The 12,730-nt window shown below is 41.6% G+C and carries 13 protein-coding genes; 12 read left to right on the forward strand and 1 reads right to left on the reverse strand.

The window, feature by feature from the left end:
- The first annotated feature begins 226 nt into the window (after positions 1-226).
- Together BANH1_RS02575 and BANH1_RS02580 are read left to right on the forward strand one after the other, a co-directional pair.
- Positions 227-613 (forward strand): Mth938-like domain-containing protein, encoded by a 387-nt coding sequence (locus BANH1_RS02575; RefSeq protein WP_015397876.1) that lies wholly within the window; start codon positions 227-229, stop codon positions 611-613.
- A complete protein-coding gene (locus BANH1_RS02580) occupies positions 610-1,458 on the forward strand; it encodes a phytoene/squalene synthase family protein (protein ID WP_015397877.1) in 849 nt (282 codons plus the stop codon). The genes BANH1_RS02575 and BANH1_RS02580 overlap by 4 nt, the downstream gene beginning before the upstream one ends.
- 329 nt (positions 1,459-1,787) lie before the next feature.
- Here the strand turns inward: BANH1_RS02580 and BANH1_RS02585 are convergent, their stop codons facing one another.
- The gene (locus BANH1_RS02585) at positions 1,788-3,677 is read right to left on the reverse strand and encodes a peptidyl-prolyl cis-trans isomerase (RefSeq protein WP_015397878.1); all 1,890 of its coding nucleotides are present in this window, start codon (positions 3,675-3,677) and stop codon (positions 1,788-1,790) included.
- A 161-nt stretch (positions 3,678-3,838) separates the two neighbouring features.
- Between BANH1_RS02585 and tpiA the strand changes: the two genes are divergently transcribed.
- The 10 genes from tpiA to pdhA all read left to right on the forward strand — a co-directional run bounded on the left by tpiA (position 3,839) and on the right by pdhA (position 12,730).
- Positions 3,839-4,615: a triose-phosphate isomerase gene (gene tpiA, locus BANH1_RS02590; protein WP_015397879.1), complete on the forward strand. Its 777-nt coding sequence runs from the start codon at positions 3,839-3,841 to the stop codon at positions 4,613-4,615.
- 64 nt (positions 4,616-4,679) lie between these two features.
- Positions 4,680-5,135, forward strand: a complete 456-nt coding sequence (gene secG, locus BANH1_RS02595) for a preprotein translocase subunit SecG (protein WP_015397880.1) — start codon at positions 4,680-4,682, stop codon at positions 5,133-5,135.
- Positions 5,136-5,261: 126 nt separating this feature from the next.
- The gene (locus BANH1_RS02600) at positions 5,262-6,893 is read left to right on the forward strand and encodes a CTP synthase (protein WP_015397881.1); all 1,632 of its coding nucleotides are present in this window, start codon (positions 5,262-5,264) and stop codon (positions 6,891-6,893) included.
- Between the two features lie 28 nt (positions 6,894-6,921).
- A complete protein-coding gene (gene kdsA, locus BANH1_RS02605) occupies positions 6,922-7,770 on the forward strand; it encodes a 3-deoxy-8-phosphooctulonate synthase (protein ID WP_015397882.1) in 849 nt (282 codons plus the stop codon).
- 70 nt (positions 7,771-7,840) lie between these two features.
- Entirely contained in the window at positions 7,841-9,112 is a 1,272-nt protein-coding gene (gene eno, locus BANH1_RS02610) for a phosphopyruvate hydratase (protein ID WP_015397883.1), read from the forward strand.
- Positions 9,113-9,207: 95 nt separating this feature from the next.
- The gene (locus BANH1_RS02615; protein WP_015397884.1) at positions 9,208-9,609 is read left to right on the forward strand and encodes a TM2 domain-containing protein; all 402 of its coding nucleotides are present in this window, start codon (positions 9,208-9,210) and stop codon (positions 9,607-9,609) included.
- A gap of 328 nt (positions 9,610-9,937) precedes the next feature.
- On the forward strand, positions 9,938-10,339 hold the full coding sequence (locus tag BANH1_RS02620; protein ID WP_015397885.1) for a TM2 domain-containing protein: 402 nt from the start codon (positions 9,938-9,940) through the stop codon (positions 10,337-10,339).
- A gap of 547 nt (positions 10,340-10,886) precedes the next feature.
- On the forward strand, positions 10,887-11,120 hold the full coding sequence (locus tag BANH1_RS02625) for a hypothetical protein (RefSeq protein ID WP_041582947.1): 234 nt from the start codon (positions 10,887-10,889) through the stop codon (positions 11,118-11,120).
- Positions 11,121-11,232: 112 nt separating this feature from the next.
- Complete coding sequence (locus BANH1_RS02630; RefSeq protein ID WP_015397886.1) at positions 11,233-11,562, forward strand: FtsB family cell division protein; 330 nt, start codon at positions 11,233-11,235, stop codon at positions 11,560-11,562.
- Positions 11,563-11,689: 127 nt separating this feature from the next.
- Positions 11,690-12,730, forward strand: coding sequence for a pyruvate dehydrogenase (acetyl-transferring) E1 component subunit alpha (gene pdhA / locus BANH1_RS02635; RefSeq protein WP_015397887.1), 1,041 nt, complete (start codon positions 11,690-11,692; stop codon positions 12,728-12,730).

A 12,730-nucleotide genomic window follows, 5' to 3' on the forward strand; every position in this document is an offset into this window, starting at 1 on the left:
AACTTCTTTTTTAACAGGTGTAACCTGAAGCACACTGTATCTCGAGTTTTTCGTAGCACTACCTGCTTTTTATGTCAGTTGTTTTTATAGGCGATATTAACGTGGAGGGCATTAATATCGCTGTATAATCATTATTAGTATCTATTCAGGGACATTTGTTGTATATTCGATCTGGTTTTCTAGAAGATAAACGCGGTTTGACCACTCGAACTAAAGGGTGCTTATTATGTCTCATGCAATTCAAATCCGTGAAGCACATTTTCCGGGGCGTGCGCCTATTAATGCTTACGGGAATGGAGGCTTTCGTTTTGCTGATATGTCGCATCGAGGTTCTATTATTTGTGTTCCGTCGGGTATTTACGGTATTGATATGATGGATCCTGTACCTACCCGCAATGATATTTCTCGTGTTTTAGAAGAATCTGCTGGGATTGAAGTTTTATTGATAGGTACTGGGGTTGAGTTGTTACGTTTGCCTGAGGAGTTACGGGCGCTTTTATGGGAAAAGCATATTGCAACAGATACAATGAATACAGGAGCAGCAGTGCGCACATTCAATGTTCTTTTGGCTGAAGATCGTGCAGTTGCTGCATTGCTGTTTGCAGTGAAATGACATACTGTCTCGATATTTTACGCGCCGTAGATCGTGATCGATATATGGCAGTTTTGTTTGCACCTGAAAAAAAACGTAGGGCTTTAGCCGCTCTTTATGTTTTTAACGCGGAAATTGCTCGTATTCGCGAAAGCGTGCGCGATCCGCTTATCGGCGAGATGCGGTTACGCTGGTGGTATGATTCTATCGCTAATAGCGAAGCACAAAATAGCGAGAACAATCCGATTTTGAGTGATTTGCTAGCAACAATTACCTTTTTTAATTTACCGAAAATAGCTTTTTTACGCTATTGTGAAGCACGGATTTTTGATCTTTATAATAACCCGATAGCAACCATTAAAGATCTTGAATCCCATTGTGGTCAGACGGCCGGTGCAATTTTACAGCTTTCTTGCCAGATATTGGATTCCGATGCTGCGCAAAATTTTACAGATGCGTGTATACATGGGGGGATCGCTCAGGCGTTAAGCGGTGTGCTGCGTCTTTTGTCATTTATGCAATCACGGTATCGATGCTATTTTTCTTCTGATATGCTAAAGGCCGTTGGTGTGGATAGGGAGGCGTTAGAGGCGGATCGCATCAATAATGAACAAAAGCATCGTGTTATTGAAGCTACTGCGGCTTTATCGCGAGATCACTATTTTAAGCTTTATAAGCGTTCTATCGTTTTGCCTAAAACGCTTAGACCGGCGTTTCTTCCGCTAGCAGTTACGCCAGCATCCCTCCAAAAAGCAGTGAAGCTAGGGGCAAAAGTTTTTCAAGAAAGCGCAGCTTTATCGCCTCTTCATCGTTATTGGCTGATAACAAAAGCGGCAATTAGCGGTAATCTTCCGAAGCTATCGTAGTGCTAGATCTGCCTTATTTGAGTGAAAAATATCCTGTATTTCATTTATTAAGTAATTAATATGATATTGACTTCGCGAATAATAAAGCAATTCTAAAATTTATAGACAAGTAAAAACTAATTTTGGTACTTAAGAAAGCATATATTTCATCATTGTTTCATTGAAGAGGGATATCTAGAAAGATATATTATTGGTTTACGAATTTTAAAATTCTCATCCCACCGCGGCGCACAACTCCAGCAACTTCGTAGGCTGTTCAGTGCATGATAACGATGGCTATATTATCTTAACTTGGCTTAATGAATACTCAAGATTATTTATAAGCTCTCTCACTGAAGAGAGTTTAAAATTCTGTTATAGTTAGATCCGTTAATTTGCAATGGATGCTCTTTGTTCGCAGCATGCAGCATCTGTTGTTTTAAATCTTCTTTGATTATCATGTCCATATTAGCGCGGACATCAGATGAGAAGGTGTGTACAGCGGTATTTGGAGGCGTAATCGATGCCGTTATTTCATAAATGATGCGGTTTGTTTTTACTGCCCCTTTTATTATACCACGATGGCCTGTTGGACCAGAAAACAGCTCTTTAACACCTTCAGATCCGAGAATTTCTGATGAATCTTTACGCCGTAGAGCTCGTGTTTTTTGTTTTGTGGTACCTAATTTATGCGCGAGAGAATCGAGGCTTCCCCCTTCAATAAGTTTTTGGAGGGCATTTTGAGATTTTTCATCGAGGAGACGTTGAACTTTTTCGCTTTTCCATTGAGTGATAGCGTCTTGTTTAACTTCTTCAAGTGCTCTGTCGTGGGAGGGGATGATTGTGTCCACTTGGTACCAGAGATACCCACCTTCTGGAAGGGAGAGTGGATCGAGTTCAGCGCCTTCGTTTGATTGATAGACGCTGTCCAGCAAAACTTCTTTTTGAGGTAAGTTCGTAACTTCTACACCTTCAATGGTTTTGCCTGTTTTATCAATGGTAATTTTGTGAAGGGGTAATTTATACTGATCCGCGAGCTCTTGAAGAGAAGCACCTTCAAAACGGGCATTTTCGATTTTCATGTAATTGTCGCGTATATCGGCTGCAGCGCGGCTTTGGGCTAATGCTTGGCGGATGTCTTTTTCAGCACTCTCGAAGGGGACGGAAGCTGAAGGTGTAATATGGATGACACGAATAATGACAGGACCCTGTATATCGTTGATTACAGGACTCACTTGTCCTTTTTCAAGGTTAAAAACTTCAGACGCTATACGGCTTGGAATTTCGCTTTCTGTTAAAGGGCCTTTTTTAATGCTGTCGAGGGTCTTTTTTTCTTCTTTAACCAGATCATCAAAACTCATGCCATTGGTTATTTTTTTTGCTGCTTCATCTGCAGCTTCGCGTGAGGAGAATCGCAATTCTTCAATTGTGCGTTTTTCAGGTGCAATAAAACGCGAAGGATTTTGAGTGTAGTAGGCTTTAACTTCATCTGCTGAGATATTTTCTGGTTTTATAAATTTAGCTGCTGTCATAGATAGTAAAGAGACAGCGCGATATTCTGGAGCGCGAAATTTATTTTTGTTAATATCGAACCATTTTTGCAACGTTTTTTGATCGGGATCGGCGATTGCTCCCTCTTTTTCTAGACTGATAACGAGATAATCCGCAGTGCGTGCCTCTTCTTCATAATGAGCAAGTGCTTTATAAAAGAGACTTGGCACTTTCATACCGGATAGCGAAGCTGAAATAAGTTGATGGCGTTTTTCCCTTTGAATGTAATAATCGATGAGTCCGTTTTCGCTGACGGGTAATTTTTGAAGATAGTTGAGGAATAAATTTCGACTGAAGGTTCCATTTTCCTGAAAAATATTATCAGAACCAATGATGCGAGCTATTACGTTTTTTGAAAGGTTAATTTTCATTTTGCGTGCTTGTTCATCAAAAAGCACATCCTGTTGTAGCTGATTAAGAACGAAAGCGGGAATTTTGTACCGCTGCATTTCGTCTGGTGTAAACATTCGCCCAAGGTGAGAAGCAAGTGCTAAGCGTAAGCTATAGTCGGCGAGTGCGAGGCGATAAGTATCGACAGTTATCGTGGATTTTCCAGAAGTAACGAGGTCTCTTTCATTGTTCGTATGTAAATGGGGTATATTCCATAAAAGAAGCAGGCATAAAAGTAAAATAGCAAGGAAAGCCTTGGTAACCCAAGAGTTTTGGGTATTTCTTAGGGTGTCAAGCATCATTCGATTCCACGTTATTTGCGCAATTACTGTCAAAGCAGTGATAAACTTTGCAATAAATGCAATAAAGATGCATAAGATGCAAGCTCAAAGACTTGCTTTCATTGTGTAATTTGATACTTAAAGCGGGGGTATGTTTAATAGCCTTGTGAGGTGGAGGTATGGTTGCGAATATTCGGCCTTTGATTGCCGGGAACTGGAAAATGAACGGAACAGGGGAATCTCTCAGAGAGTTACGTGATATTTCTTCTGGTGTCGGCCGTGATTCGGGTTGTTTATTTGAAACGCTTGTTTGTGTTCCCGCGACGCTTTTATCACGCGCATCCAACGTGCTAGGTGGTGGAAAGGTTTTTTTAGGGGGGCAAGATTGCCATTTTAAGGATAGTGGTCCTTATACCGGGGATATTTCAGCTTTTATGCTTAAAGAAGCAGGGGCAAGTTATGTTATTGTTGGGCATTCAGAGCGTCGTGCATTTTATCACGAAAGCGACGCGGTTGTTTGCGCTAAAGCGAAAGCTGCGTGGCAAGCAGGTCTCGTTGCTGTTGTTTGCATTGGTGAAACATTGGAAGAGCGCGAAAGTGACAGAGTATTAAATGTGCTTGCACAGCAGCTTGAGGAGTCTTTACCGGATGAGGCGACAGCGCAGAATACAGTTATTGCTTACGAGCCTGTATGGGCTATAGGTACAGGCAAGACTCCTACTTTGGAGGATATTGAGCGAGCACACAGTTTTATTCGTCATAAAATTAGCTCCCATTTTGGCGACGATGGGAATAAAATGCGCTTGCTTTATGGTGGGTCAGTGAAATCATCCAATGCATTTGAGTTGCTAAAAATTCCCCATGTTAATGGTGCCTTGATTGGCGGAGCGAGTCTAAAAGCGGTTGATTTTTTGGCTATTTGCGATGTTTATCGTAAATTTAAAAAAGAATCATAGTTACCCCTTGGATTATACGTAATTTGTGTGTAAATAGCCTGGGCGGTTATAAAGAGCAGGGTTCATGCAGACAGTATTAATTGTTATACATTTTTTAGTTGTTATTGCGTTGGTTGGTGTTGTATTGATGCAGCCTTCGGAAGGTGGCGGGCTCGGCGCCGGAAGCGGCACAGGCTTTATGAGGGCTCGTGGTTCTAAGAATTTATTGACGCGTTTAACTGCTATCTTGGCGGTCTGCTTTTTCGCGATATCTATTGGGCTCGTTGTAGTTGGGAATATGTTGAATCCTAGCTCTGATATCCTCGATCGTATTCCGGTTGGTCCAGAACAAAAACCAGGGAATGCGATTATTCCAAAGGTTACTTCGTCTTCTGATAATGGGGGGAAACTTTCTGTTCCTGGGAAGCTTGATAGTGCCCCAGCGCCATTTCAGGAGAAAAATGAGTCAGCCGCTCCTTCCGCTGAAAATCCGGTTCCGTTACCGAGTGAAGATCGGATTCTCGATGGTAACGCCGAATAATTATTTAGGATTAATGCGATTTTCAGAAGAGATGCTTTTTCGCCCTTTTATTTTATGAAAGAAAAATTATTTTTTGTGCATTTTTTGCTGGAAAAATCGGCGTAAATTGCTTATCACCATAAGCCTATGGCACGTTATGTTTTTGTTACTGGCGGTGTGGTTTCTTCTCTCGGGAAAGGCATTGCGGCGGCGGCTTTAGCTGCGTTATTACAGGCTCGCGGGTATCGCGTGCGAGTCCGTAAGCTCGATCCTTATTTGAATGTTGATCCTGGTACGATGTCGCCTTACCAGCATGGTGAGGTTTTCGTTACAGATGATGGTGCAGAAACGGATCTTGATCTTGGTCATTATGAGCGTTTTACTGGGCGCTCAGCTAATAGCCGAGATAATATTACGACCGGACGTATTTATCGTAACATTATTGAACGAGAACGGCGTGGTGATTATTTAGGTGCAACAGTTCAGGTTATTCCCCATGTCACGGATGAGATTAAGTCTTTTGTTACCGCAGAAAATGAAGAGTTTGACTTTGTTTTATGCGAAATAGGTGGGACGGTTGGTGATATTGAGGCAATGCCTTTTCTTGAAGCAATTCGCCAGCTTCGTAATGAGCTGCCAAGGCAGAGCACTGTCTGTGTGCATCTTACTTTAATGCCTTATATTTTTTCCGCGGGCGAATTAAAAACAAAGCCGACGCAACATTCTGTGAGAGAACTGCGGTCGGTTGGTATTTCTCCTGACGTTTTATTAGTACGTGCAGATCGTCCTATTCCAGAAACAGAGCGGTGTAAATTATCGCTTTTTTGTAATGTTCGCTCGAAAGCGGTTATTCAGGCATTAGATGTCTCGACAATCTACGATGTTCCCGCGGCATATCATAAAGAGGGTTTAGATTCAGAAGTCCTCTCTGCTTTTGGAATTGATTCAGCGCCTAAGCCAAAGATGGACCGTTGGGAAGATATCGCACACCGGATTCACCACCCTAAAGGAGAAGTTACGATCGCGATCGTAGGAAAATATACGGGCTTGAAAGATGCTTATAAATCTCTCATCGAGGCGGTTGCACATGGTGGGGTGGCGAATAAAGTGAAGGTTAATATTAAGTGGATCGAAGCAGAGCTTTTTGAAAAAGAAGATCCCACATCTCATTTACAGGAAATTCATGGAATTTTGGTCCCTGGTGCTTTTGGTGCACGTGGCGCAGAAGGTAAAATTCGGGCGATTCAGTTCGCGCGAGAGCATAAAGTTCCTTTTTTTGGTATCTGTTTTGGAATGCAATTAGCGTGTATTGAAGCCGCACGCAACATCGCTGGTATTGAAGGTGCTTCTTCAAGTGAATTTTGCGAAACGAAAGATGCTGTCGTGGGTTTAATGACAGAGTGGTTCAAGGGAGATCTTCTTGAGAAACGCGCCGCATTTGGAAATCTTGGTGGAACGATGCGTCTCGGCGCTTTCGATGCTGAGTTAAAAGAGGGTAGCCATATTTCTAAAATTTATGGAACGACGAGGATTTGCGAGCGGCACCGCCATCGTTACGAGGTAAATATCCATTATAAAGATAGGCTGGAACGATGCGGGTTGATTTTTTCTGGTATGTCTCTGGACGGTGTTTTGCCAGAAACGGTGGAATATGCGGATCATCCATGGTTTATTGGTGTCCAATATCACCCGGAATTAAAGTCGCGTCCATTTGACCCACATCCGCTTTTTTCTTCTTTTATTGAAGCCACTATCAAAGCACGTTTGTTTAGTCTATGAATTTGTTTTTTTAGCTGCGAGGAATAAAATGTCTAAACCGAATGCCACCATCAAAGTCGGGAATGTCGTTTTTTCAAATGAAGCGCCTCTATCTTTAATTGCGGGTCCTTGTCAAATGGAGAGCAGCGATCATGCTTTTGAAATGGCGGGTCATATTAAAGCAATTACTGATCAACTTGGTATTGGGTTTGTTTATAAATCCAGTTACGATAAAGCCAATAGAACATCTTTAGACGCAGCACGCGGCATAGGTCTTGAAAAAGCAATAGTTGTTTTTTCTGACCTTAAGAAGGAATTCGGCTTTCCAATATTAACCGACGTGCATACAGAAGAGCAGTGTGCAGCTGCTGCTTCAGTGGCGGATATTTTGCAAATACCAGCCTTTTTATGTCGTCAGACAGACCTTTTGATGACGGCGGCTAAAACAGGGCGCGTAGTAAATATTAAAAAAGGCCAATTTTTGGCCCCTTGGGACATGAAGAATGTTTTAAAAAAGGTGACCCAAAGTGGCAATCCTAATGTTATGCTTTGTGAGCGCGGTACTTCATTCGGTTACAATCATCTTGTCTCCGATATGCGCTCGCTGCCTATTATGCGCTCATTTGGTGCGCCTGTTATTTTTGATGCAACGCATTCTGTTCAGGAGCCAGGCGGTAAGGGTAATTCGTCTGGTGGGCAGCGTCAGTTTGTTGAAACATTAGCGCGTGCAGCTGTCTCGGTTGGTGTTGCGGGTGTTTTTTTGGAAACACATCAAGATCCGGATAACGCGCCGTCCGATGGACCTAATATGATAAAAGTTGATAATTTACGACGATTGCTTGAAACTTTGGTGGATTTTGATTGCTTGTCAAAAAAAATGAATCGAATATCACATTAAAAGATATTTTATTTCTTATTGGATTTGTGAACAAGATCGGTGAATTCCTTTGTTAGATGAGGAAATTTGTATGACTATAATCGTAGATATTGTTGGGCGTGAGGTACTGGATAGCCGCGGTAATCCGACTGTAGAGGTTGACGTGTATCTAGAGGATGGGGCTTTTGGTCGTGCTATGGTCCCTTCCGGGGCGTCGACTGGTGCGCATGAGGCTGTAGAACTTCGTGACGGCTACACACGCTACCAAGGAAAGGGCGTCGAAAAAGTTGTTGCTGCAGTTAATGGGGAAATTTTTGAAGAACTTTGTGGGCGTGACGCAAGAAATCAAATAGCAATTGATCAAGCGATGATCGCTTTAGACGGAACACCCAACAAAGCTCGTCTCGGTGCCAACGCGATTCTTGGTGTTTCACTGGCAGTTGCAAAGGCTGCGGCAGAATCATCTGGTTTGCCCCTGTATCGTTATATTGGTGGTACGCAAGCGCATATTCTTCCTGTACCAATGATGAATATTATTAATGGTGGTGTTCACGCTGATAACCCGATCGATTTTCAAGAATTTATGGTTATTCCGGTAGGAGCGCCTACCCTGAAAGAGGCAGTCCGCTATGGAGCTGAAGTTTTTCATACGCTGAGGAAGAAATTGCGAAATGCGGGGTACGATGTCAATGTTGGTGATGAAGGTGGTTTCGCACCTCATCTTAAAAATGCAGAGCAGGTAATTGATTTTATAATAGAATCTATAATAGCGTGTGGGTATAAACCGGGCGAACAGATTGCGATTGGCTTAGATTGTGCTTCAACAGAGTTTTACAGAGATGGCTCGTATATATACGAAGGTGAAGGCACGAGCCGTGATGTGCAAAAACAAGTAGAGTATTTAGCTCATCTTATTGATGTGTACCCCATTATTACAATTGAGGATGGAATGGCTGAGGACGACTGGGAGGGGTGGAAGCTTCTCACAGATTCGATTGGAAAAAAATGTCAGCTTGTTGGTGACGATTTATTTGTGACAAATTCGTCGCGTTTGCGTGACGGTATTAGAATTGGCGCCGCTAATTCTATCCTTATTAAAGTTAATCAGATCGGTACATTAAGTGAAACACTTGACGCTGTAGAGATAGCTCATAAAGCGGGCTATCGTGCTATTATATCTCACCGTTCTGGCGAGACGGAAGATTCTTTGATTGCAGATCTCGCGGTCGCGACGAACTGTGGACAAATTAAAGCCGGTTCGCTTGCGCGTTCAGATAGATTAGCAAAATACAATCAGCTTATTCGTATTGAAGAAATGTTAGGGGAACAGGCACGTTACGCAGGTTATTTGCGACATTACTAATTGTTGCAAAGGGGGCATCACATTCTGGTATTATCTAAACAGGATTATCGCGTTTAATTATTTTAAAGTAAAGAGTAATTTTAAAGGTGACTAAAATGAGAGGTACAATTATTAGTCAAGACCAGGGGACATATCTTGTGTCTGGTGACGATGGTAAGCGCTATCAATTTGCCACTTGGGATTGGTTGGGAAAAAATACCCCAAAAGTTGGTGATATCATTGATTTTGTATATGAAGGCGGTGTCGTTAATTCTGTTTTTCCGCTGTTAGAACAACAATCACAACAATCAAAAGCGATGCTCGCTCTTATTTGTTGGTTTACAGGTGTGTTTGGTATTCATCGTTTTATGGTTGGTAAAATTTGGACAGGTATTTTGATGCTTATTCTATCTTTATCAGTCGCAGGGTTAGTTATTACTGGGATTTGGGCAATTATTGATTTTATCGTCATTGTGGCAGGGAAATTTACCGACAAACGTGGGAATAAAATCACTTAATAAATTGCTGTAGATTTACAAGCTTTCAAAGCGTGCGTGTTTTTGCTTCAGCGATGAATATCGAAGGGTGGCAGTATGCGGCTTAGGTTCTGTTGTGATAGACCGTAAGCAAATTAAAGTACCTCGTCTGCGTAATCAATATCAGCTCATTCAAATTGAAGAACGGAGGAACGCGCGGCTCGCTATGCGGGCCTTCTGCGATCTTAATAACTATTACAAAGGGAGGGATATCTCAGTGTTATTTTAATAAGGTTGTCCAATTTAACTATTTTATCGGCGATGAAGTAGGAGCTAATTTTAGGACAATAAAGGTTAGGAGCACAATAAGATGAAAGGTATAATTATTGGTCAGGATCAGGATACATATTTTGTGTCTGATAATAATGGTAAGCGCTATCAATTTATGATTCAGGAGTGGGCAGGAAAAAATGCTCCGAAAGTTGGTGATTGCATTGATTTTGCATATGAAGACGGTGTCGTTAATTCTGTTTTTCCAATGTTGAAACAACAATCACAACAATCAAAAACGGTGCTCGCTCTTATTTGTTTTTTTACGGGCCTTTTGGGTATTCATCGTTTTATGGTTGGTAAAATTTGGACAGGTATTTTAATGCTTATTTTATCTTTATCATTCACAGGGTTAATTATTTCTGGGACTTGGGCAATTATTGATTTTATCGTCATTGTGGCGGGGCAATTTACCGATAAATGTGGGAATAAAATTACTTAATAAATTGCTGTATATTTACAGGCTTTCAAAGCGGTGTGTGTTTTTGCTTCAGCGATGAATATCGAATGGTGACGGTATGCGGCTTAGGTTCTTTTGTAATAGGCCGTAAGCAAATTAAAGTACCTTGTCTGCATAATCAATATCAGCTCATTCAAATCGAAGAACGGAGGAGCGCGCGGCTCGTTACGTGAACCTTTTGCAATCTTAATAACTATTGCAGAGGGAGGGATGCTTCAGCGTTATTTAAACGAGCTTATTAAGTTTAAATTTTATCAATACTGAGGTGATAAAAATTTTAAAGCAATGAAGACGAATCGGATCATCAAAATGAGAGGTAAAATTATCGGTCAGCATCAGAGAACTATCTGGCACCTGGTGATGATGATAAACGCTATTAATTTGCGATTTGAGAGTGGATAAGAAAATATGATCCAAAAATTGGGGGCACCGTTGCTTTTGCGCGTGAAAATGGTGTTATTAGTTTTTTTACTACCCAATGCAGCCGTTAAACTTCTCGAAAATAGTGCATGCATTTACTTCAAGGCTAGTGCTTGCACTTGCTCGTTTTTTCTTTTATGGGCTTGGTATTCACCGTTTTATGACCGGTAAAATGGGGCTGGCGTCGCAATGTTTTTTCTATATTTTCTGTAGCCCTGTTCCCTCCACTGCCGCTGATGCGGAATATTGTGCAATACAGGTTATGCCTTATAAGCCTTTTAGATATATAACTGAGATTGGGGGGGTAGATATTTATCTGGAAGAAATTAGTTTTTTGTTGTAGCGGTGAATATTTAAAAGCGGTGATGTGCTGTCTATAGGTGGTTATTTAGGTAATGAGGTATTAATGAGATCCGTGTATAATGGGGCCACGTATTATAAAAGGCTATGCTATTATGTGGACAAAGCAAAAACGTAGATCCGTCAGAGCACGCTTTATATTACCACTTATAACAGTTGGAGTTTTGAGCTATTTTGGCTATCATATTTGCCACGGTGAATATGGGCTTTATTCGCACAGCAGGATTAATCGACATATTGCCGAATTGAAAGAGGAGCTTCATAAGATAGAAGTTGAGCGGGCGCTTATCGAAAAACGAGTTTCTCTTTTACGTGATGGGCATATTGAGAAGGATATGTTAGATGAGTATGTGCGGAAAAACTTAAATTTTTCTAAGCCAAATGAGTTGACAATTTTGACTTCTCCCGACGATCTTAGAGGTTGATTGGGGTAAATTAGTCTAAAAAAATATTTGAAAACAGTTACCTATGATGCGATTTAGACTAATTTATAATGCTTGTAACTTTTGTCCGTAGAGGTTATTTCTAAATAATCATCGAAGGGAGTTTGATATGGCGAAACGGGCTGAAAAAAATCCTGAGGCGGCGGTGTGCGCCACGTTATCGGATACTATTAAGGTGGCACAAATTGCTGATTTTACAAAAGAAGAAGAAATCGATGCTTACCGTAGCATGCTTTTGATTCGCCGCTTTGAGGAAAAAGCGGGCCAACTTTATGGTATGGGACTTATCGGCGGGTTTTGCCATCTTTATATTGGGCAGGAAGCTGTCATTACCGGTACATTAAAGGCAGCAAAAGAAGGCGATCAGATTATCACATCTTACCGCGATCACGGTCATATGTTGGCAGCTGGCATGAATCCACGTGGTGTGATGGCGGAATTAATGGGGCGTCAAAGTGGTTTTTCCAAGGGAAAAGGTGGCTCTATGCATATGTTTTCTAAGGAGAAGAATTTTTATGGGGGCCACGGCATTGTTGGTGCGCAGGTTCCAATTGGCTCAGGTTTAGCGTTTTCAAATCAGTATCTTGGTAAGGATAATGTGACGTTAGTTTATTTCGGCGATGGTGCGGCTAATCAAGGGCAGGTTTACGAAAGTTTTAATATGGCTTCGCTTTGGAATCTTCCTGTCGTTTATATTATTGAGAATAATCAGTATGCTATGGGGACGTCGGTTTCGCGTGCATCTGCAGAGATTGATTTTTCCCGTCGAGGTCTTTCTTTCGGAATTCCCGGTATTGTTGTTGATGGCATGGATATTCGTGCCGTAAAAGGAGCTTCTGATGAAGCGATTGCTTGGGCACGCTCGGGTAAAGGGCCGATTATTCTCGACATGCAGACTTACCGTTATCGCGGTCACTCTATGTCTGATCCAGCACAATATCGGTTAAAGGAAGAAGTTCAGAAAGTCAAAGAAGAGCACGATCCAATTGACCAAGTAAAAAATCGAATTATCGGACAGGATTTGGTAAGTGAAGGCGATTTGAAGTCCATCGACAAAGAAGTGCGCGCGATCGTTGCTGATGCAGCGGATTTTGCGCAAAACGACCAAGAGCCGGACGACTCTGAGCTCTACACTGATATTTTAGTTTAA

Origin of the sequence: Bartonella australis AUST/NH1, assembly GCF_000341355.1 — a bacterium.
Taxonomy (GTDB): Bacteria; Pseudomonadota; Alphaproteobacteria; order Rhizobiales; family Rhizobiaceae; genus Bartonella; species Bartonella australis.